Genomic DNA, 20,092 nt, shown 5'->3' on the forward strand with positions numbered 1-20,092 from the left:
GAATATGGTAGAATACGACTTCAGCGGCAAGGTGGCGTTCGTCACCGGCGCCGCGCACGGACAGGGACGATCGCACGCACAGCACTACGCGAAACACGGCGCGGACGTCGTCGTCACCGACATCGCCGGGAATATGGACTCGGTCCCGTACGATCTCGGGACGGGCGACGAACTCGACGAGACGGCGTCGCTCGTCGAGGACGAGGGCCAAGAGGCCCTCACGGTCCAGATGGACGTTCGCGACGAGAGCCAAGTCGAGGCCGCCGTCGGGGAGGCCCTCGACGAGTTCGGCCGCATCGACATCCTCGCGAACAACGCCGGCATCGTGACGGTCTCCGACCTCGTCGAGATGGACGAGGCGCTGTGGGACGAGATGATCGACACGAACCTGAAAGGCGTCTGGCTCGCCGCAAAACACGTCGGCAAGCACTTCGTCGAGCGCGGCGACGGCGGCAAGATCGTCTCCACCTCCTCGACGGCGGGACTCGTCGGCTCGCCCGGCGCGGGCCACTACACGGCCGCGAAACACGGCGTGCTGGGGATGACCAAGACGCTGGCGCTCGAGCTCGCCGAGTACGACGTCAACGTCAACGCGGTCTGTCCGACGGTCGTGAACACGCCGATGATCACCGGGATGACGGAGGCCTACGGCGAGGAGGTGCTCGGGTCGATGGGTGAACTGTCGGGGCCGTTCAACCTCTTCGACACCGAGGACCCCGGCATCGAGCCGAGTGACATCAGCGAGGCGTACATGTGGCTCTCCAGCGACGCCGCACGCTACGTGACCGGCATCGGACTCCCGGTCGACGCCGGCTTCTCGATCAAATAGCGCGATTCCCGCTCGCGGGAATCGTATCCCGCATCTCGGCGCCCACCAGTCACTCCCACGGTAACGTCGGGTTCTCCGCGCTCCAGAACGACGCCAGTCCCACAGCGAGCGCGACGCCCGCGACGAACGAGACGGCGAGCGTCTCGAACGCGACCGCGTCCCGGTACAGCCACCCGAGCACGCCGGCGACGGCGGCGTTCGCGCTCCCCCACAGCACGTTCGTGACGGCGCTGGACTCGGAGCCGAACGGGGTCATATGCCGCTTTCCGGTGATCCCCTGAACGAAGTGCGGGACCGCGTTCGTTCCGAACAGACCGATGACGACGTAGGCGAGCAGTTCTTCGAGGGTTGCCATCGGTGTCACCAGTGGGATATCTCGCGGGGCCGTCGCTACAGTTCGACCTCCACCGCCTCGCTGACCTCGTACCGCATCACTTCGGGGTCGCCGCCGAGGAGGTCCGGGAGCTGCGCCTCCAGTTTCTGGAAGTGCTCCGTCCCCGTGTGCGCCGCGAACGCGTCCTCGTCCTCGTATCGTTCGATGAATCGGATCACGTTCTCGTCGACGACGTCCGTCGTCGCACGGTACTCGATGACTCCCGGTTCTCGGTTCGACGCTTCGACGAGCATCTCGGCGAGTTCGAGCGCGTCTTCGCGCCGGTCGGGAGCGATCGGGAAGTTCGCGTGAACGACGATCATACCCGGATGATCTCTTGGCGCGTTGAAATAAATTGGGGTCAGAACCCGAGTTGGCGGCCGCAAGCCGAATGGGCCACCGCAAGCTAATTGCGACGGCGCGCCCGATACGCGGCCGTGCCGATCTACGATTTCGACGGCCAGGTCGCGTTCGTCACCGGGGCCGGCCGCGGGCAGGGCCGTTCCCACGCCGTCGCGTACGCCGAGCACGGCGCGGATGTCGTCGTCACGGACGTCAGCCGGGGGATTGAGACGTCGCAGTATCCGCTGGCGACCGAGGGCGACCTCGCCGAGACGGTCCGTCTCGTGGAGGATACGGGTCAACGGGCGCTCGCGCGCCGCGTCGACGTCCGCGAGGAGAGCCAAGTCGAGGCCGCCGTCGAGGCCGCCGTCGACGAGTTCGGGCGGATCGACATTCTCGCGAACAACGCCGGCATCTGGAACGTCACGGATCTCGTCGAGATGGACGAGCGGCGCTGGGACGAACTCGTCGACTCGAACCTCAAAGGCGCGTGGTTGTGTGCGAAACACGTCGGGAAACACTTCCGAGAGCACGGCGAGGGCGGACGGATCGTGAGCACCGCGTCGACCTCCGCCCTCGTCGGCGCGAAGGGATCGGGCCACTACGCGGCCGCGAAACACGGCCTCGTCGGCCTGACGAAGTCGCTCGCACTCGAACTCGCCGCGTACGACGTCACCGTCAACGCGGTCGCCCCGACTGGCGTCGACACGCCGATGATCGACGGTATCCTGGAGACGGAAGGCGAGAGGGCGCTCGCCTCTGTCTCCGACCTCAGCGGGTCGATGAACGTCCTCGACGAACAGCTCGTCGATCCGCGGGACGTGACCGAGGCGTTCCTGTGGCTCTCCAGCGACGCCGCCCGCTACGTCACCGGCGCCGTCCTCCCGGTCGACGCCGGAATGACGGCGAAGTGAGCGGAGCGACTGGGACAGCCGAGCGGAACGGCCGCCGAGAGAGTCACAGGCGGCGAGCGAGCAGTTCGCCGTCGTAGTACGCCCGATCGAGCTTCCGCGGCGAGACGGCGTCTCCGACGCGGTAGACGTCGTCGCGCCGCTCGTCGAGTTCGAGATAGAGGCCCTCGTCGGCCCGGCGGCGCCCGGCGACCACCACCGTGTCCGGCGTCCGCGTCTCGGTCTCGCCGGTCAGCGTGTTCCGGAGCGTCGCGGTGCCGTCCGCGTCGACCGCATCGAGCGCGCGGTTCCCCGTGAACGTGGCCCCGCCGGCCTGTAGCGCCGCGACGAACCCCGGCAGGTTCGGCTGCTCGGTCCGGAACGCGGGGTAGTGGTCCCGCGAGACCATCTCGACCGATTCCGCGCGGTCGAGCAGCGCGAGCCCCGCTTGGACCGTGATCACCCAGCGGTTGTCGTCGTACAGGAGCACGTCGTCGCCGACGTCGACCGCGAGACCATCGCCGTTGCCCGCGGTGTCACCGCCGTCCCCACCGGCGTCGAGGAGCTCGAACGCGTTCACGACCTCGCCCTCGAAGTCGTCCAGTTCCTCGCCGGGACGGCTCGCCCCCGTCGCGACGACGACGGCGTCCCAGTCCGGTCCGACGTCGGCGGCGGCCACCGGCGTGCCCGTCTCCACGGACACTCCGGCGTCGCGAACGGCGGCTTCGAGATCTTCGATCGCGCGACCGAGGGGTTCCAGCGGTCCCTGCGCGGCGGTCGTGAGCTGTCCGCCGAGGCTGTCGCTCGCCTCCCTGAGCGTGACGTCGTGGCCGCGCTCGGCCGCGACGGCGGCGAACCGGAGACCGGCGGGGCCGCCGCCCACGACGAGGACGCGCTGTGAGAGCGCCGCGGGCTCGACCTCCGACAGCGCCGCAAGCTCCGATTCGCGGCCCGTCCGCGGGGCGACGACGCACTCGACGTGGCCGCCGTGCGCGTGCCCGTAGACGGCTTCCAAGCACTTCTGGTTGCACTGGATGCAGCGGTCGTAGCGCGCCCCCGAGTCGGCCTTCGACAGCGTCTCGGCGTCCGCGAGGAGCTGCCGCGTGAAGCTCACGAAGTCGACGCCGGCGTCGAGGAGGTCGTCGGCGTCGTCGAGGGCGGTGAACGGCAGCCTCCCGACCACGGGGGCGTCGACCCGTTCGACGACCGTCTCGATGGGGTCGAGAAGCGCCGGTGCCGACGCGGAGACGCCCGCGTGCGTCTGATTGTAGGTCGCTCGCGATCCAACGGTACAGGAGAGGTAATCGAAGCCGTCGAGCGCGTCGAGGAGGTCGGGGAGGTCGCCGAACTCGTAGCCGCCGTACTCCAGCTCCGCAAGCGAGAGGTGCAGGCCGACCGGCCCGTCGATGGATCCACTGACACGTTCGAGCGCCTCGTTGACGAAGCGCGCCCGCCCGCCCCAGTCGCCGCCGTACTCGTCCTCGCGGGCGTTGTACCGCGGCGAGAGGAACTGCCGGAGCACCGAGAACGGGCCGGCGGCGAGCTCCGCGCCGTCGAAGCCGGCGTCAGCGAGGTTCTCCGCGGCGGCGGCGAACCCCGCGAGCACCGCGTCGATGTCCGCCTCCGTCATCGTCTTCGGCATCTCGTAGGCGGCGTCGGAGGGGGACGCGGAGGGCGCGAGTTGGGCCTGCATCTCCCAGTCGCCTCGGTCCTCCGCTCCCGTGTGCGTCAGCTGTCCGATGATCTTCGACCCGTTGGCGTGGACCGCCTCGGAGACGGATTCCAGTCCGGGTACCGCGGCTTCGTCGTACGCATCGAGGAACGCCGGCCCGCTCGCGGACGAGTGAACGAGCATCTGTGCCGGGCCGATCACGAGACCGGCACCGCCGGCGGCGCGAGCGCCGAGGTGGGCGGCGAGTTCGTCCGTCGGTCGGCCGTCGTCGACGAATCGCGTCCGTACCGGCCGGAAGACGCCGCGGTTCGGGATCTGGAGGGCACCGATCGTCCCCGGATCGAAGAGAGACATGCCAATACGTAGCAAGTAATGTCACTTGAAGATAGCGCACGTCGGGGCGACATCCGGGCGACCCCGGCGAGGCGTGGCCCTGAGCGGGCCGTCCGCCACCGGGTACGCGCACGATATCCCGGACCGAATTTCGGTGGCCCGGTTCGGCGGCCGGCTGCTGGGGAGCAGTGTACCTGCCCCGTCGATTCTCGCCGCCTCGTCCAGCGAGAACCCCTACGCACGGTGAGTCCCTGAGTAGTCGGAGGCTACCCGTGCAATCGACGTGTCGGCGCCGCCGAGACTGACATATTTAAAACGAGCGACGGGCAAACTGCAGGTATGGCCGAAACCCCGGATCCCACGCGAAGCAAGGTCGGACGGCTCATCGAGGAGTACGAGATGACGGACGTCGGCCAGGAGCTCGAGGACCGGTGGCTGGGACGAGGTCGCGAGAGCCAGAGCCTCCGCTCGCTGGCTGACTGGTTCAATCGGAACATCTTAGACGAGCGGCTCAAGGCGGCCGGCGAGGACCCCCTCGACGGCGAGGTCGCGAACCTCTATCGACTACTCTCACAGGAGGACGTCACCGCGGGGATGCGCGTCGACGCGGAGGCGACCCTCGAACACCACGGGATCGACCCCGAGGAGCTCCGGTCCGAGTTCGTCTCCCATCAGGCGATCCACACGTATCTGACCGACTTCCGTGGAGCCTCGAAAGAGCGGACCCCGGCGGATCGAATAGAGTCGGTACGGACGACGGTCCAGCGGCTCCAGAGCCGCCTCGTCGCCGTCGCCGAGAACAACCTCGATCAGCTGCGTAACGCCGGCGAGCTCTCGCTCGGGGAGTTCACGGTTATCTTGGACCTGCAGGTGCTCTGTGAGGACTGCGGCGAGAGCTACTCGGTCACGGAACTGCTCGACCGCGGCGGATGCGAGTGCGAATCGGTCGCTTCGGAGTGATCAGAAATGAACATATACTATTATATATAATCCGTTAGGAATTCTATCCGAACTCTACTCACTAATTCTTTGAACGGACCGGATACGAATAGCATAGCACCGCCTCATTCTTAACCATTTTCGGGACGATAGTTCGCATTCCATCTGAGAAAAGAGATCAACTCACAAACAATTACCCGCGATCGCCGTCCGTTTCGGCCGTCCGTCGCTGCACAACTGATATGCCAGTCCTCCGCCTACGGTAGGCAATGTCGAACACCGGATCCGTCGAAGTCAAATCGGTCTCGCGGGCCTTCGCGATCGTGTCCGCGCTGCAGGAGCTCGACGGTGCCAGCCTTCGTGAGGTCTCGAATTACACGGACCTTCCGCAGAGCACGGCGTACGATTACCTGTCGAGTCTGGAGGCGCTGGGCTACGTCACCCGCGTCGGCGGGGCCTACGAGCCGGGTCTGAAATTCCTCGATCACGGGATGTACGCGCGCAACAACCAGCAACTCGTCCAGAAGGGCGCCTCAGCGCTCGAAACGCTCGCCGAAGAGACCAAAGAGGCCACGTGGCTCGTCACTGAAGACCAGGGAATGGCGGTCGTCCTCGACAGACAGATGGGGGAGAACGCGGTCCCGACGCTCGCGCGCGTCGGATCGTACCGCCACCTCCATTATATGGCGTCCGGTCGCGCGATTCTCGCACACCTCCCCAAAGAGCGGGTCCGAGAGATCATCGAGCGACACGGCCTGCCGAGTCGGACGGAAGCCAGCATCACCGACAGCGAAGAGCTGTTCGCAGAACTCGAGGCGATCCGAGACCGGGGATACGCCGTAAACACGAACGACGCCACGAAGGGCGTCCGCGCGGTCGGCGGACCGATATTTCACGAGGGATCGGTCGTCGGCGCGATCAGTGTCTCGGGACCGGGCGAACGGGTGAACGACCCGCGACTCGACGAGGACGTCGTGTCGCCGCTCCGCAGCGCGATCAACGAGATCGAACTCAAACTCGGCACTGAAATCGAATAGCGTCGACGCAGTCGATCACCAGTGCTGCGCCGGTGGCGACGACCGATCGCGGCTGAGGCCGGTGGTATTCGTTGTTCTCGTTTCTCCCGCGCCGAGCGACGCAGAAGCGGTCGGCAGTCGGGATCCTATTGCTCCGGTATTGCCGGACACTGTCCCATATCTTGATAATTATTCACTGGGAACGTACCGGTTTCGCGGACATCGGTCGATATCACTGCCTCGGTCGCGAGTGGATGCGGTCCGCGTCGACTCGGATATTCAACTATACTTACCACACGCACATCCGATAACAAATGTACGGATGTTATGACTTATGTATGCTCCTCCCTCTCGCTTCTCCCTGTTACTCCGGTATTGCCGGATTCATCGAGATGAATGTGGGACTCTGACACAAGTTCTCGCACACCTCCCGTAGATACCGATAGCATCGTCCGGGAGAGAAAGGATATTATATGTGGGTTCCCTCCGGCAACGTATGTCAGACACGACCGCAGACGACACGACGCTTCACCGAGTCGCCGACGTAGACGAGATCGAGGAGGGCGATTCGCTGATCGTCGAGGTCGACGACGAGCAGATCGCGCTGTTCGTCGTCGACGGCGAGTACTACGCGCTCAGCAACGTCTGCCCGCATCAGGGCGGGCCGTTGGGCAACGGGCGCGTCGAAGAGAACTGCGTGTACTGTCCGTGGCACGGCTGGCAGTTCGACATCGAGTCCGGCGAGCACGTGCAGGGCGACGACGTGGTCCCGACGTACGAGGTCGTCGTCGAGGGGACCGACGTCAGCCTCAAACTGTAGCGGCGCCGCTCCCGTAACCTATAGTAGCGTTTGCAAGTCTTGACACACTCGACCGCACGACGGCGTGCGGTCGGCTGTGCAATCAGTTGCAAACGATACTATAGTCGACGCGTCGCCTCGCCGGAACCGCACGTATTAAGTTCCGGTCCTTCGAGTGAGCCAATATGGACCACACGGTAATCGATGGCGAGTGGCACAGTGGCGAGTCCGGGGCGGACATCCGCGAGTACATCGCGGACGACGAGACCCGAGAAAACGAGAAGGCGGGCTACCTCGCGGGCCCCGAAGACTGGGGGCCGGTCCAGTGGGACGGCTGGGACCGCAGCGCCGGCGGACGAACCGAGATTAACATCCACTCGCCCGGGATCGAGTCGGCCGAGGACGTCGACTCGATCCGCGAGCAGTTGGGCATCGACACCGTCGTCTTCTCCCCCGGCCAGTTCCGGATGACGACGATCCCCGCCCAGGACAAGCAGGTGCCGTACATGCAGGCGTTCAACGACCTCACGGTCGACCGGTTCGCCCGCGGCGACGGGACGTACTACGCGAAGCTCTACATCGCCGGGAACCACCCCGAGGCGAGCGCCGCGGAGATCGAACGCTACGGCGACGAGGACGGCGTCGTCGGCGCGATGATCACCGACGTGGGACCGACGTTCCCGATGGGTCACAGGAGCTACGAGCCGATCTACGAGGCCGCCGAGAAACACGACCTTCCGATCATCCTGCACTCGACGACCGGCATCGTCGCCGGGTTCCCCATCGCGGGCATGCAGCCCACGAACTTCGCGGAGTTCCACACGCTGGCGCACACGATCCCGAAGATGTGGCACGCCAACAGCCTGATCCAGCGGGGGATCCCCGAGCGGTACGACGTCGACTTCGGCTTCTGGGAGGGCGGCCTCTCGTGGGTCCCGGCGCTGGCCGAACGGCTCGACCGGGAGTACCTCGAGCGCTCCAGCGAGTTCGCCGACCTCTCGAAGCTCCCCAGCGAGTACCTCTCTGAGTTCTACTACGGAACCCAGCCGCTCCCTGAAGAGGCGACGAGCATGATCGACGTGGTCGACCTCATCGAGCGAGCGGATCTCGAAGACCAGCTCATCTACTGCTCCGACCGCCCCCACCAGGACTTCGACGCCCCCGCGGCCGTCGATAACGTCGAAGGGCTGACCGACGAGCAGAAGGATAAGATCTTCGAGCAGAACGCCCGAGAGCTCTTCGGGATCTAACGAGGCGTTCCACCGGCGATTCACGGTTTCGAACTGGTACGATATCCATACCTCTCGCAGCAGCGGAATACCGTCTCGTTTGTGTGTCTCCCCGCACGCGACCGTTCACCGGTGGGCTGAGAAGTCGGTTGCAAACGCTGCGATATCTTGTGTCTATTCTCGACACGCGGCGAGAGGGAAGCCGCGGTTCCGTCTCGCCTCGCGCCGAACCTACCCACGCTTAAATCAACGCGGGAGAGATAGCCCGGTATGAGTGGTCGAATCCGACTCGGGGCCGACGTCGGCGGGACGTTCACCGACGTGGTTCTCGCGACCGACGGCGGGCTCGTGACGGCGAAAGTCCCGAGTACCGACGAGCAGAGCGTGGGGGTGCTGAACGGCGTCCGCAAAGCGTGTTCGGAGGCGGGGATCGATCCGGCCGACGTCGGGGAGTTCACGCACGCGATGACCGTCTCCGTCAACGCGCTGTTGGAACGGGCGGGCGCGAAGACCGCCCTCGTCACGACCGAGGGGTTCCGGGACGTGCTGGAACTCGGTCGACAGGACCGACCCGACCTCTACGACCTCGACGCCGAACGGCCGGAGCCGCTGGTCCCCCGTCGGCGCCGCTTCGAGATCGCAGAGCGGACGACCCCTGCGGGTGTCGAGGACGCCGTCGACGACGCGGCGGTCCGCGACGTCGCGGGAGAGATCCGCGAGTCCGGCGCCGAAAGCGTCGCCGTGTCCTTGCTTCACGCCTACGCGGACCCGAAAAACGAGAAGCGGATCGCCGAAATCCTCGAACGCGAACTCGAGATTCCCGTTTCCGCCTCTCACGAGGTGCTCGCCGAGTTCCGCGAGTACGAGCGGACGTCGACGACGGTCGTCGACGCGTACGTCACTCCCAAGATCGACCGTTACCTCGGCCAGCTCGCTCGACGCGCCGCGGACGCGGAGGTACCGAAGCCGCTCGTGATGCAGTCGAACGGCGGCGTCGCGGACGTCGAGACGGTCCGTCGGCACGCCGTCACGACCGCGATGTCGGGGCCGGCCGCGGGCGTCGTCGGCGCGAGCGCCGCTGCCGGCGGGCTGACGGACGAGCGCGACCTCGAAGGCCTCGTGACCTTCGATATGGGCGGGACGTCGAGCGACGTGAGCCTCGTTCGCGACGGCGAGGCCGAGCGGACGACCGACGCCGAGATCGACGGGCTGCCGGTCCGGACGCCGATGGTCGACGTGACGACAGTCGGCGCCGGCGGCGGCTCCGTGGCTTGGGTGGACGCCGGCGGCGCGCTCAGAGTCGGGCCGCGATCGGCCGGTGCCGATCCGGGCCCCGCCTGTTACGGTAACGGGGGGACTGAACCGACCGTCACCGATGCGAACCTCGTCCTCGGGTACATCGGCGAGGACACGCGACTCGGCGGCGAACTTGCGCTCGACGCCGGTGCGGCGCACGACGCCCTCGCCGCCCTCGCCGACGAGGCGGGGCTTTCGAGCCCGGTGGCGGCGGCTCGCGGCGTCTATCGCGTCGCGAACGCGACGATGGCGCGGGCGATCCGCTCTGCGACCGTCGAGCGCGGACACGACCCCCGAGCGTTCGGCCTCGTCGCGTTCGGCGGGGCCGGCCCGATGCACGCCTGCGCGCTCGCGACCGGTCTCGGCATCGAGACGGTCGTGATCCCGCCGGCCAGCGGCGTGCTCTCGGCGTTCGGACTCCTCGCAGCCGACGAGAAACACGACGCGGTCCGAACGCACCGCGCCGCGCTCGGCGACGCCAACCCGGAGCGCGTCGAGAAGCGGTACCGCGATCTCGAAGCCGACGTGCGGTCGAACGCCCGTGATCCCGACTCGGCCGTGATCCGGCGACGGGCCGACCTCCGGTACGTCGGGCAGAGCTTCGAGCTTCCTGTCGAGGTCGGCGACCCGTTCGACCCCGAACGCGTCGAAGCGCGCTTCCACGCGGCGCACGCGCAGACGTACGGGTACCGGATGGACGACCCCGTGGATCTGGTGAACCTCCGCGTGTCCGCCACGACGCCGCGGCGTGCGCCGGATCTCGATCGCGACGCCCACGGCCCGGCGCGGACGGGGACGCGGCGCGCGTTTTTCGAGGACGGACAGAGCGCCGACATCCCCGTCTTCGAGCGCTCGGGGCTCGCGGTCGGCAGGTCGATCGACGGCCCCGCCGTGATCGAAGGAGCCGAGAGCACGGCCGTGGTACCTCCGGAGTGGAGCGCGGCCGTGCGCTCCGATGGAGCGCTCGTCCTCACGGGAGGGGCGCGATGACGGGGCCGACCGGTGGCGCCGGGATCGACCCGGTCACGCTCGAGATCCTGCGAAATCAGCTCGAAGGCGTCGCCGAGGAGATGGGTGACGTGCTCATTCGCGGCGCGTACTCGCCGAACATCAAGGAGCGACAGGACTGTTCGACGGCGCTTTTCGACGCCGACGGGCGGATGATCGCTCAAGCCGAACACATCCCCGTGCACCTCGGGGCGATGCCGGAGGCGGTCGACGCGATCCGGGAGCGCGGTCCCCGACCCGGCGACGTGTGGGCGCTGAACGACCCCTTTGAGGGCGGAACGCACCTCCCTGACGTCACGCTCGTCTCGCCGCTCGCGCCGGCCGCCGACGCCGACGCGTCCGGGTATGACGGCGCGACGGGCGACGACATCGTCGGCTACGCCGTCTCGCGCGCCCACCACGCCGACGTCGGCGGCTCCACGCCGGGGAGTATGCCAGCCGGCGCGCGCGAGATCTACGAGGAGGGCGTTCGCCTGCCGGGCGTGCGCCTCGTCCGCGGCGGCGACATCGTCGAGGACGTGTTCGCGCTCTTTCTCGCCAACGTCAGAACGCCGGCTGAACGGCGCGCCGACGTCCGCGCCCAGCTCGCAGCGCACGAGCGCGCGGCACAACGGCTCGGCGACGTCTTCGAGCGCTGGGGGGACACCGTCTACGACGCCTTCGACGCGGTCATCGAATACTCGCGCGACCGCATCAAGGCGGAGCTCTCGACGATCCCGGACGGGACGTACGCGGCCCGAGACGTCCTCGAAGGCGACGGCGTGGCCGACGCGGCCGACGACGCGGAGATCCCGATCGCCGTGGCGGTCACCGTCGACGGCGCTCGGGTCGACGTCGATTTCTCGGGGACGGCCGAGCAGGTCCCGGGGAACCTCAACGCGCCGCTCGCGGTCGCTAAGAGCGCGGTCTACTTCGTCGTCCGGTGTCTGACTGACCCCGATATCCCCCCGAATCAGGGGTGTTACGATCCGATCTCCGTATCTGCACCCGCGGGATCGATCCTGAACCCCGACCCGCCCGCCGCGGTCGTCGGCGGGAACGTCGAGACGAGCCAGCGCGTCACGGACGTCGTGTTCGCGGCGCTCGCCGACGCGGTGCCGGAGCGCGTCCCCGCGCAGGGACAGGGCACGATGAACAACCTCATCGTCGGTTCACGCGAGGGCGAGTTCGCGTACTACGAGACGATCGGCGGCGGCGCCGGGGCCACGGCGAACACCGACGGGATCGACGGCGCGCAGGTCGGGATGACCAACACGCTGAACACGCCGGTCGAGGTGCTGGAAGCGACGTACCCGCTCACGGTCGAGCGCTACGCGTTCCGTCCCGGGACCGGGGGCGACGGCGCACACCGCGGCGGTCTCGGAGTCGAGCGGTCGCTGACAGTCGCGCGCGACGCGACGGTGTCGCTTCTCACCGAGCGGCGCCGCAACCGACCGCGCGGGATCTCCGGGGGCGAAGACGGATCCCGCGGCGAGAATCTCCTCGACGGCGTCCCGGTCGGCGCGAAGACGACCACCGATGTCGCCGCCGGGACCACGATCACCGTCCGAACCCCGGGCGGCGGCGGCCACGGTCCGCCGAGCGACCGCGACCCGGGCGCGCGCGAGACCGACCGACGAGACGGGAAACTGTAGGAGTGACCCGCGACCGACCGGGGACGTTGCGTCCGGGATGTTGCGTCCGGGACGTCGCGACCGACCGGGAACGCGCGGCCGCTGTACGCCCCAGGGGACAGCGCTGAAACCGTCCGCCGACGTCGGCGTGCGTGCCGATAGCACTTGACTACCCGCACGTTTTCGTGAGCGGATCGGCGGCGGACTCATAACTGTCTTTTCGTAAATAGCTACTACATTTAATATATAAAATAATACTACTCGAATGACAAAATATAATTCTGACAAAATGTCTTTTATAGCATAAAATCGAATCTACGATAGTGGATCAGTATGTGGACGAATTTACTTAAATGGAATCTACCCTGATATCTCAATTATTATCTGGCGGTGATTGATTAGCGTCACCGGGCCACACGAAGGAACGCCACTCGCACGGAGGGGTACTGACTTGGTGCTCCGCTGTCAACTATCCAACGTATGGTAGGAAACTGTCCGTCCCACGAGGAGGAGACAACGCCCGTCAGCAGCGGCGAGCCACAGGACCGCTCCGGAGTCGCCACCGGACTGAATCTGCCCCGTCTGCGAGAAGATCCTCGGGATCACCGAGCGGATGGCCTGAGATGAGACGCCCCGTACTGTCCGCGATACCGCTCGAACCGCGAAACCACGTAGAAACCACGGATCCGTGACTTATATGTCAGACACACAGCCGTCCGTTCGGTTCGACAGGGTGACCGAACTCGACGCCGACGCCCCGACGCTTATCGAGGGACTGCCGGGACACGGCTTGGTCGCCGCGATCGCGACCGACGTGATCACCAGACAGCTCGCGCTCGAACACCACGGGAACATCGTCTCACGGGACTTTCCGCCGGTCACCTCGTTCAAAGACGGCCGCGTACGGGACCTCGTGCGCGTCTACGCCGGGGACGATCCCGCGGTACTGACGCTGCAGAGCGACGTGGCGCTGCCGGGAAGCTCCTTTCGGGCGCTCAGCCGCTGCATCCACGACGACCTCGCTCGGGAGTTCGAGCGGGCCGTCTTTCTGGCGGGCGCACCGGCCGAGTCCGAGGCGCAGATCGGCGACGTCGTCGGCATCGGGACCACGGAGGCGATCGAGTCACAGCTCCGCGACGCGGGTATCGAGCCCGCCGCGGGTCCCGGGTTGGTCGGCGGGATCACCGGTGCGCTCGTCTCGGAGTGTAACCACGAGCGCGTCCCGGCGGCGGTGCTGATCGTCAAGGCGAACCCGTACCTCCCCGACCCGGCCGCCGCCCGATCGGTCATCGAGAACGCGCTCGAACCGCTCGTCGACTTCGACATCGACACGACCGAGCTCGAAGCCCAAGCCGACCAGATCCGAAACGAGATGGAACAGATCGCCCAGCACTACCGGCAGATGACGGAGGGCGCGGAATCAGATGCGGACGAGAGGCCGGTGACGACGATGTATCAGTAACCGCTCTCGGGTAGGCGGTCGCCATTGGGGGTTTGCCGGCCACCACCGTGGGTTCCCCGGCCGCAATCGTGGGTCAGCCGGCCGCCACGTGAGTCAGCTCGCAATCATAGGTCGCGATCGCCATCGTGGGTCAACCGATCGCAATCACGATCCGGGATCCACCCGCAACGCCGCCGGCGGGTCCGACCCAAGCATATTTGCTGCTGGTCGGCGTAGTGTCACTGGGGAATCCACTATGAGCGCACGAAGTAACCCATTCGAGGAACTGGAGCGGATCTTCGAGCGGATGAGCAGGCAGTTCGAGGACGCGCCACAGATCTTGGAGTCCGGGGGGCCGCTCGAACGGTGGGCCACCGAGTACGACACGATGCCGATCGACCTCCTCGAGCACGACGACGAGTACGTCGTGACCGTCGACCTCCCGGGATTCGAGCGCGACGACGTGTCGATTCGAGTGACCGACCACACGCTCGTCGTCGAAGCCGAACGCGAGTCCACCGTCGACGAGGACGAAGAGCGGTACCTCAGACGCGAGCGACGGCACGAGTCGATGCAGCGGTCGGTCCGTCTCCCCAACGAGGTGGAGAAAGAGGACGTGTCGGCGAAGATGACACACGGCGTCCTCACCGTCTCGCTTCCGAAACTCGAGGTCGCGGAGGCGCGAACGATCGAGATCGAGGACGAGTAGGACGAACTGTCGAGTCTCGTATGTTCGAGAACCGAACCGACGCCGGCGACCGGCTCGCGGACGTCCTCGAGGCGCGGGGCGTCGAGGCAGACATCGTGCTCGCGATCCCGCGGGGCGGCCTTCCCGTCGGACGCGTCGTCGCTGACCGCCTCGGTGTCCCGCTCGACATCGTCGCGGCGCGAAAGCTCGGCGCACCCGGGAATCCGGAGCTCGCGATCGGGGCCGTCGCCAGCGACGGGACGGTCTGGCTGAATGAGCCGCTGATCGACGACCTCGGGGTCGAGGACTCGTACGTCGAGACACAGATCGAGCGCGAGCGAGCGGCCGCGGCCGAGAAGATCGACCGATACCGAGCGGGTCGGTCGGACCCCGATCTCGGCGGGAAGACCGTCCTCGTCGTCGACGACGGCATCGCGACGGGCGCGACGACGACCGCGTGCGTTCGCCAAGTCTCGAATTCGGGCGCCGAACGCGTGATTCTCGCCGTCCCGGTCGCGCCTCCGAGGACGGTTGATCGGCTCCGATCGGAGGTGGACGACGTCGTCGTCGTCGACTTGCCGTCGCACTTCGGCGCCGTCGGGCAGTTCTACGACGTGTTCGAGCAGGTGTCCGACGAGCGGGCCGAGGCGTATCTCGAGTGAGGGGGGCTCCCGTCACTTGGTCTCGCCTTCGAGTTCGTAATCGCCGCCGTACTTCAGGAAGAAGTACGCGAGACCGCCGACGGCCAGTAACGCCCCCGTCGCGGCGACGAGAATCGTCTTCGCGACGTCCGGAACGGCGGGCGCGACCTGTCCGCCGCCGTCGTCCGACGCACCGCCCGCCGCGACCTCGACGGTTCCGAGCATCCCCGCGCTCTCGTGGGGGATACAGAAGTACTCGTAGGTGCCTTCGACCTCGAACGTGTGCTCGTACGACGCACCACCGACGACGTCGCCGCTCTCGGGATCCCCGGCGGAATAGGCGCTTCGGGCCGGCTGTTCGGCCTCGAATCCACCGGACGCGAAGTAGTCGGCCTCCTCGGGGATGTCGTCCTCGTAGGCCGTGACGGAGTGTCCGATCGCCCCGACGTTCTCCCAGACGATCGTATCGCCGGGGGCGACCGCGATCTCGTCGGGGTCGAACACCAGTTCATCCGTCATCTCGACGGTGTGTGTCTGGCCCGCTTGGGCCGTCGCAGTCCCACTCACAGCGGCCGCAGCGCTCGCGCCGGCGGCCGTTCGCAGGAGACTGCGACGAGTGAGGCGATTCGGCGTGCGGGCCATACCCGCGGTACGTCCACCCGTATAATAGTAAGTCGGCGATTTCCCGGGCGACGACGTCACCGAGGCGTTCGAGCTACGCTCCCTCCTGCAAGAACCGCCCCTCCTGTTCGTAGATCGAGACCAGTTCCTCGAGGAACTCCGGAACGGTCTCGTCGTCCATCAGGTGACCGTCGATGCGCTCGGCTAGTTCGTCGCTGATCTCGATGGTCCGTGTCATCGTGTGTACTGTCGTCGTTCGTCGCGATAAATCCTCGTCTCCGAAGGATGAGTTGATCATTTCTCTCGCTGTCTCTGTCCGTGTGTCTGCCCCGGGGAAAGTACCGACTGCTTCGGGGTTCTCGCCGTCACACCGACCGTCTCGAGTGAGATTCCCGCGGACGTCCCACGCCACGTCTGCACCGTGTGCGTCCCCACACGACGGCCGGAGTCGTCGCCAACGAAGCGGAGTCGAGCCTCCGCTCGGATATTGAGGGAGCGCTCGAACGGCTTGTGCCCAGCCGTGAGGGGGTACGCCTCCGACTCGATCGACGACAACGCGGACGCGCTCTCTGGACGTCGTGGTCACGAGGGCGTGAGCGGGTATCGGAGTCCTATCCCGAATGGCTCGGTCGGGGACGCACCCACGCAGTATCTCTCGGACACTCGACGACGAGCGCGGCCACGTAGTCGGATTCGACCGTCGCAGACGACGAAAGAACGATGTCGAACCGCGCAGAAGGTACCGTATGGTCGAAACCCACTGGGACGACCTCCGGAATAGAGAGCTCCGCTACCGCGACCACACGTGGAAACTCACCGGCGACGTCGACGTCAGCGGAAACGGAGACCAACTGGGAGTCGAAGCGGTACAGACCGACGACGTTCGCCGCCAGACTGCGAGGCTGTATTTCGGTCTGGACGGCGGGTCCGGGTCGCTGAACCCCGGTGACTTAGGCACACACTTCGATCGACTCGAACACAGTCCGCAGACGCAGTCGCTGGTCGTGAAAAAATCGGGTCGAGCGTACCGGTACGAACTGCAACGGATGGAGTACGAGTGAGTCGATTCGTGGCCGAACGAGTACGTCGGGAACTGGAATCGTATTCCCGAGCGCGACTGTGATGACGGTAGCCGTCGCCTAACCGAACCGCTGCACTTCGAGACGTACGGAGTCAAGCCCACACAGAGGGCGATTGCGAGTAATCAGTACCTACGGTGTACGCTTCACGTGAGCGATCGAAGTCGAGCAAATTTGTTCGATTATATCGGAGATATCTCACTCTCGGCACGATCCCCCGCGTCTGCGTCCGCGATAGACCCCGGTGTCCGTTCGGATGGATGAGAACGCTTCGTAGCGCATTCGGCCATCTCGAATCCGAGTTCGTACCAAGCGTACAACCGTTATTCTGTATGAGCGAATGTTGAACAGCCCTCGAAAGACGATATACCGTCTGAAGGCTCATAGACGGTATTTTTTCGGGATTTACGTGCTGGTAAACCGCCGGGGTAAGTGTCTTATTTAATTATAATTATTGTATGGAATCTATCTCGCATCGGTGTCCCGTATATGCGGATTTTCGGCGATGCACAAAGGATCGGGGCTCAGAGAACACCCGGCCACGTCGTGAGATCTCATAATCGGGTCCGGCAGCGGGCGAAGAAAGTATATATGAGTAACGTAATTCACGATTCGTATGTCGAGAGCGTACACCAGCCACACACTCACTGTCGATGGGCTCAGAACGCAGTACCTCGAGGCCGGGGAGGAGAACGACGAGACGGTCGTCCTGATCCACTCGGGCGAGTACGGCGCGTCAGCGGAGATGAGCTGGCAACAGACGATACCCGCACTGGCCGAACACTACCACGTCCTCGCTCCGGATCTCTTGGGATACGGCGGATCTGCAAAGGTGTTCGATTTCGAGGATATGTTCGATCGACGCGTCCGGCACGTCAGTGCCTTCCTGGAACTGTTGACCGTGGAGAACGCCTATTTCGTCGGGAACTCGATGGGCGCGGGCTATCTCGGCAGCCTCGCCTGCGAGGAGCACCCCCTCGATTGGCCGATCCAGAAGATGATTCTCATAAGCGGCGGCGGCACGACGCCGCCGGGGTTCGTCGATATCATCCGGGACTTCGACGGCAGCGAGGAGGGGATGCGAACGATCCTCGACGCGCTGTTCTACGACCCCGAGCAACTGAGCGACGAGTACGTCCGCACGAAGGTCGAGAACAGCCGACGTCCCGGGCACTGGCAGTCGCTGAGCGCGATCCGATTCGAGGCGCCCTTCGAGCAGGATCGTCAGTTCAGGCGACAGCACAACTACGAAAACGTCGACGTCCCCACGCTGATCATCGGCGGCGAGGAAGACGAACTACACCCGCGAGACGAACTCGAGGAGGTCGCCGCGGAGATCGGCGCGGAGACGCGCTTCTTCGAGGAGTGCAAGCATTCGGCGCACATCGAACACGCGGAGGCGGTGAACGAACTCATCTTGGAGTTCTTCGCGGACGCTGCGGAGTAACCAGACCGGGAAGTGACGCTCCCGTTCGGGGAGTGTACTCGTTTTGATCTGCGTCCGGAGCCCGAAGGCGACGAGTCTCGAATCTGTAATGTGGCCCGTATCGCTCAGACGGGCGGTCCCGACGAACGCGAGGTCTCGCGTTCAGTAGAACGGGTTGACGGCGCTACTCGCTCGGCTCGTACGGATCGATCGGCGACGACGTCTCCACGGGGTTCAGACGGTATTCGCCGTCCGGGTAGTACGACGGCGGTTCCGGAACGAACTCGCTGTACTGGTGGATCGGCTGGTCGAGTTCGCCCCACTCGGTGTATTTGACCGGGTTGTTGTACAGATCGAAATCGAACGTGGTCGATCGGACGTAGTCGGCGATGGCCACCGGATCGCCGCCGACTTCGCTCACGGCCTCCGTGACGAGTCGGCCGGTCGTGTAACCGATCGTTTGGAAGATGTAGAACGGCTCTCCGTACTTCTCGGCGTACCGCTCGCCGAGCTCGTTGAAGACCTCGGAGTTCACGTTCGCGAGGTGGCGCGCGAGGATGTTGTTCGTCAACTGCTCGCCGAGCACGTTGATGGCGAGTTCCTGTGCGATGTCGACACCGAGGATGAGCGGCCCGCCCATATTCAGATCGAATAGCTGCTGGACCGCGGAGACCGAACCCGCCGGGTGCCCCAGAACCGACAGCAGGTCCATATCGCTCGGGAGGCTTCGGAGGTACGACGAGAAATCGCTCGCGCCGAGCGGCGCTACCTCTACTTGGAGGTCGATGTCGTCTGGGACCTCCGACCGCAGCACCTCCTCGACCGTCCGCCCCCACGCGTAGTCGGCCACAATCGCCCCTATCGAACTGATGTCCCTCGATTCGATGAGGTCGAGGTCGGAGCGGACGTGCATCTCGGCGGGGAGCCACCCGGTACGGAACGTGTATCGGGAGTCTTTGGACAGCACGTCGCTGGATCCGGCCTGATTGAGGAAGTTCGGGATCTGTAGTTCCTCGGCGGTCCTCGCCATTCGGATACCGACGTCGCTGGAGACCGCGCCAGTGACCGCGATCACGTCGTCCTGCTCGGCGTGGCGTTGGAACGCCGACGCCGCCTCCGCGGGGTCACTCTGCGTGTCGGTGGTGAGAATCTCGATCTCCTGCTCGGTCGAGTCGTCGGCGTTGAAATCGTCGATCGCCAGCTCCAGCCCCTTGAGGTGGGGATCGGCGAACGGCGGCCCGAACGGCCCGCTCAGGGGCTCGAGCGCACCTATTTTAAGCGGCTCACTGCCACCGGTATCACCGGTTGTGGTCCCGGAGGAATCACCGGAGGAATCACCGGAAGAATCACCGGAAGAATCACCGGCTGCGGTGTCGTCGCTGCCCGAGTTCGACCCATCAGTACATCCCGCAAGTGAAGCGATACCAGCGGCACCCGCTCCCTTTATGTAGGTACGCCTTCGCATAGCAATCCAAAATCTATTCAAGATTATTTAAATCTATTGGTGTGGGTCGTTCAACCCTCCCTCACCGGGACACACTCATATATGTTCGATGGTATCGAACGCCCTGTCGCCTGCACGAACTCTCCAGCAACGCCATACGACCGAAGATCAGTGACTACTGATTGCCCATTAACGGGGGAGTACAGCGCCGTCCCCCGGGGGGAACCGAAAGGGGACGTTTCGCACAGGCGGTGAAGTTATCGAGACATCCGGCCCCAACTTCGACGGGTGCTGCTCGGAGGAACTCACCACGCTCGGAAACCCTCCCACGGCGCTCTGCCCGATGGTATCGTTCCGGCAGTTGCGCCACAGTTATATGGTGTGAAAATCCGGTACAACAACTTATTTATATT

Annotated in this window: 20 protein-coding genes; 14 read left to right on the top strand and 6 right to left on the bottom strand. The window is 65.4% G+C overall.

Annotated elements, in window-relative coordinates:
• Nucleotides 1-4 precede the first annotated feature (4 nt).
• Nucleotides 5-829 (top strand): mycofactocin-coupled SDR family oxidoreductase, encoded by an 825-nt coding sequence (locus ACT3HL_RS06175; RefSeq protein ID WP_445085938.1) that lies wholly within the window; start codon nucleotides 5-7, stop codon nucleotides 827-829.
• Nucleotides 830-878: 49 nt separating this feature from the next.
• On the opposite strand, the gene ACT3HL_RS06180 is transcribed toward ACT3HL_RS06175, so the two are convergent.
• Both ACT3HL_RS06180 and ACT3HL_RS06185 read right to left on the bottom strand, forming a co-directional pair.
• On the bottom strand, nucleotides 879-1,184 hold the full coding sequence (locus ACT3HL_RS06180; protein WP_445085939.1) for a hypothetical protein: 306 nt from the start codon (nucleotides 1,182-1,184) through the stop codon (nucleotides 879-881).
• A gap of 35 nt (nucleotides 1,185-1,219) precedes the next feature.
• A complete protein-coding gene (locus tag ACT3HL_RS06185; RefSeq protein WP_445085940.1) occupies nucleotides 1,220-1,525 on the bottom strand; it encodes an antibiotic biosynthesis monooxygenase in 306 nt (101 codons plus the stop codon).
• A 114-nt stretch (nucleotides 1,526-1,639) separates the two neighbouring features.
• Between ACT3HL_RS06185 and ACT3HL_RS06190 the strand changes: the two genes are divergently transcribed.
• A complete protein-coding gene (locus ACT3HL_RS06190; RefSeq protein ID WP_445085941.1) occupies nucleotides 1,640-2,458 on the top strand; it encodes a mycofactocin-coupled SDR family oxidoreductase in 819 nt (272 codons plus the stop codon).
• Between the two features lie 43 nt (nucleotides 2,459-2,501).
• Here the strand turns inward: ACT3HL_RS06190 and ACT3HL_RS06195 are convergent, their stop codons facing one another.
• Nucleotides 2,502-4,460, bottom strand: a complete 1,959-nt coding sequence (locus ACT3HL_RS06195; protein ID WP_445085942.1) for an oxidoreductase — start codon at nucleotides 4,458-4,460, stop codon at nucleotides 2,502-2,504.
• 318 nt (nucleotides 4,461-4,778) lie between these two features.
• Here ACT3HL_RS06195 and rdfA point away from each other — a divergent pair, with 318 nt between their 5' ends.
• From rdfA to ACT3HL_RS06240, 9 genes are all read left to right on the top strand, one after another.
• Nucleotides 4,779-5,399, top strand: a complete 621-nt coding sequence (gene rdfA / locus ACT3HL_RS06200) for a rod-determining factor RdfA (protein WP_445085943.1) — start codon at nucleotides 4,779-4,781, stop codon at nucleotides 5,397-5,399.
• Between the two features lie 248 nt (nucleotides 5,400-5,647).
• Nucleotides 5,648-6,415 (top strand): IclR family transcriptional regulator domain-containing protein, encoded by a 768-nt coding sequence (locus tag ACT3HL_RS06205; protein WP_445085944.1) that lies wholly within the window; start codon nucleotides 5,648-5,650, stop codon nucleotides 6,413-6,415.
• A 475-nt stretch (nucleotides 6,416-6,890) separates the two neighbouring features.
• On the top strand, nucleotides 6,891-7,214 hold the full coding sequence (locus ACT3HL_RS06210) for a Rieske 2Fe-2S domain-containing protein (RefSeq protein ID WP_445085945.1): 324 nt from the start codon (nucleotides 6,891-6,893) through the stop codon (nucleotides 7,212-7,214).
• A 164-nt stretch (nucleotides 7,215-7,378) separates the two neighbouring features.
• Nucleotides 7,379-8,443 (top strand): amidohydrolase family protein, encoded by a 1,065-nt coding sequence (locus ACT3HL_RS06215; protein ID WP_445085946.1) that lies wholly within the window; start codon nucleotides 7,379-7,381, stop codon nucleotides 8,441-8,443.
• A gap of 249 nt (nucleotides 8,444-8,692) precedes the next feature.
• Nucleotides 8,693-10,708 carry a hydantoinase/oxoprolinase family protein gene (locus tag ACT3HL_RS06220; RefSeq protein WP_445085947.1) on the top strand — a complete coding sequence of 672 codons (2,016 nt, stop codon included), beginning with the start codon at nucleotides 8,693-8,695 and terminating at the stop codon, nucleotides 10,706-10,708.
• Entirely contained in the window at nucleotides 10,705-12,360 is a 1,656-nt protein-coding gene (locus tag ACT3HL_RS06225) for a hydantoinase B/oxoprolinase family protein (protein ID WP_445085948.1), read from the top strand. The genes ACT3HL_RS06220 and ACT3HL_RS06225 overlap by 4 nt, the downstream gene beginning before the upstream one ends.
• A 676-nt stretch (nucleotides 12,361-13,036) precedes the next feature.
• Complete coding sequence (locus ACT3HL_RS06230) at nucleotides 13,037-13,801, top strand: PAC2 family protein (RefSeq protein WP_445085949.1); 765 nt, start codon at nucleotides 13,037-13,039, stop codon at nucleotides 13,799-13,801.
• Nucleotides 13,802-14,036: 235 nt separating this feature from the next.
• Nucleotides 14,037-14,489, top strand: coding sequence for an Hsp20 family protein (locus ACT3HL_RS06235; RefSeq protein WP_445085950.1), 453 nt, complete (start codon nucleotides 14,037-14,039; stop codon nucleotides 14,487-14,489).
• Nucleotides 14,490-14,509: 20 nt separating this feature from the next.
• Nucleotides 14,510-15,130, top strand: coding sequence for a phosphoribosyltransferase family protein (locus ACT3HL_RS06240; RefSeq protein WP_445085951.1), 621 nt, complete (start codon nucleotides 14,510-14,512; stop codon nucleotides 15,128-15,130).
• 12 nt (nucleotides 15,131-15,142) lie between these two features.
• On the opposite strand, the gene ACT3HL_RS06245 is transcribed toward ACT3HL_RS06240, so the two are convergent.
• Entirely contained in the window at nucleotides 15,143-15,751 is a 609-nt protein-coding gene (locus ACT3HL_RS06245; RefSeq protein WP_445085952.1) for a plastocyanin/azurin family copper-binding protein, read from the bottom strand.
• 73 nt (nucleotides 15,752-15,824) lie between these two features.
• Complete coding sequence (locus ACT3HL_RS06250; protein WP_445085953.1) at nucleotides 15,825-15,968, bottom strand: DUF7557 family protein; 144 nt, start codon at nucleotides 15,966-15,968, stop codon at nucleotides 15,825-15,827.
• A gap of 185 nt (nucleotides 15,969-16,153) precedes the next feature.
• Here ACT3HL_RS06250 and ACT3HL_RS06255 point away from each other — a divergent pair, with 185 nt between their 5' ends.
• The 3 genes from ACT3HL_RS06255 to ACT3HL_RS06265 all read left to right on the top strand — a co-directional run bounded on the left by ACT3HL_RS06255 (nucleotide 16,154) and on the right by ACT3HL_RS06265 (nucleotide 18,256).
• A complete protein-coding gene (locus ACT3HL_RS06255; RefSeq protein WP_445085954.1) occupies nucleotides 16,154-16,417 on the top strand; it encodes a YjbQ family protein in 264 nt (87 codons plus the stop codon).
• Between the two features lie 59 nt (nucleotides 16,418-16,476).
• On the top strand, nucleotides 16,477-16,791 hold the full coding sequence (locus tag ACT3HL_RS06260) for a hypothetical protein (protein ID WP_445085955.1): 315 nt from the start codon (nucleotides 16,477-16,479) through the stop codon (nucleotides 16,789-16,791).
• Between the two features lie 634 nt (nucleotides 16,792-17,425).
• Complete coding sequence (locus tag ACT3HL_RS06265; RefSeq protein ID WP_445085956.1) at nucleotides 17,426-18,256, top strand: alpha/beta fold hydrolase; 831 nt, start codon at nucleotides 17,426-17,428, stop codon at nucleotides 18,254-18,256.
• A gap of 163 nt (nucleotides 18,257-18,419) precedes the next feature.
• On the opposite strand, the gene ACT3HL_RS06270 is transcribed toward ACT3HL_RS06265, so the two are convergent.
• A complete protein-coding gene (locus tag ACT3HL_RS06270) occupies nucleotides 18,420-19,700 on the bottom strand; it encodes an ABC transporter substrate-binding protein (protein WP_445085957.1) in 1,281 nt (426 codons plus the stop codon).
• Nucleotides 19,701-20,092: the final 392 nt, after the last annotated feature.

It is taken from the genome of Halobellus sp. GM3 (assembly GCF_052545375.1).

Excerpts from the sequence above, each read along its gene's own strand:
- ACT3HL_RS06175 (WP_445085938.1), top strand. The coding sequence starts at position 5 with ATGGTAGAATACGACTTCAGCGGCAAGGTGGCGTTCGTCACCGGCGCC.
- ACT3HL_RS06180 (WP_445085939.1), bottom strand. The coding sequence starts at position 1,184 with ATGGCAACCCTCGAAGAACTGCTCGCCTACGTCGTCATCGGTCTGTTC.
- ACT3HL_RS06185 (WP_445085940.1), bottom strand. The coding sequence starts at position 1,525 with ATGATCGTCGTTCACGCGAACTTCCCGATCGCTCCCGACCGGCGCGAA.
- ACT3HL_RS06195 (WP_445085942.1), bottom strand. The coding sequence starts at position 4,460 with ATGTCTCTCTTCGATCCGGGGACGATCGGTGCCCTCCAGATCCCGAAC.
- rdfA (WP_445085943.1), top strand. The coding sequence starts at position 4,779 with ATGGCCGAAACCCCGGATCCCACGCGAAGCAAGGTCGGACGGCTCATC.
- ACT3HL_RS06205 (WP_445085944.1), top strand. The coding sequence starts at position 5,648 with ATGTCGAACACCGGATCCGTCGAAGTCAAATCGGTCTCGCGGGCCTTC.
- ACT3HL_RS06210 (WP_445085945.1), top strand. The coding sequence starts at position 6,891 with ATGTCAGACACGACCGCAGACGACACGACGCTTCACCGAGTCGCCGAC.
- ACT3HL_RS06215 (WP_445085946.1), top strand. The coding sequence starts at position 7,379 with ATGGACCACACGGTAATCGATGGCGAGTGGCACAGTGGCGAGTCCGGG.
- ACT3HL_RS06220 (WP_445085947.1), top strand. The coding sequence starts at position 8,693 with ATGAGTGGTCGAATCCGACTCGGGGCCGACGTCGGCGGGACGTTCACC.
- ACT3HL_RS06225 (WP_445085948.1), top strand. The coding sequence starts at position 10,705 with ATGACGGGGCCGACCGGTGGCGCCGGGATCGACCCGGTCACGCTCGAG.
- ACT3HL_RS06230 (WP_445085949.1), top strand. The coding sequence starts at position 13,037 with ATGTCAGACACACAGCCGTCCGTTCGGTTCGACAGGGTGACCGAACTC.
- ACT3HL_RS06235 (WP_445085950.1), top strand. The coding sequence starts at position 14,037 with ATGAGCGCACGAAGTAACCCATTCGAGGAACTGGAGCGGATCTTCGAG.
- ACT3HL_RS06240 (WP_445085951.1), top strand. The coding sequence starts at position 14,510 with ATGTTCGAGAACCGAACCGACGCCGGCGACCGGCTCGCGGACGTCCTC.
- ACT3HL_RS06245 (WP_445085952.1), bottom strand. The coding sequence starts at position 15,751 with ATGGCCCGCACGCCGAATCGCCTCACTCGTCGCAGTCTCCTGCGAACG.
- ACT3HL_RS06250 (WP_445085953.1), bottom strand. The coding sequence starts at position 15,968 with ATGACACGGACCATCGAGATCAGCGACGAACTAGCCGAGCGCATCGAC.
- ACT3HL_RS06260 (WP_445085955.1), top strand. The coding sequence starts at position 16,477 with ATGGTCGAAACCCACTGGGACGACCTCCGGAATAGAGAGCTCCGCTAC.
- ACT3HL_RS06265 (WP_445085956.1), top strand. The coding sequence starts at position 17,426 with ATGTCGAGAGCGTACACCAGCCACACACTCACTGTCGATGGGCTCAGA.
- ACT3HL_RS06270 (WP_445085957.1), bottom strand. The coding sequence starts at position 19,700 with ATGCGAAGGCGTACCTACATAAAGGGAGCGGGTGCCGCTGGTATCGCT.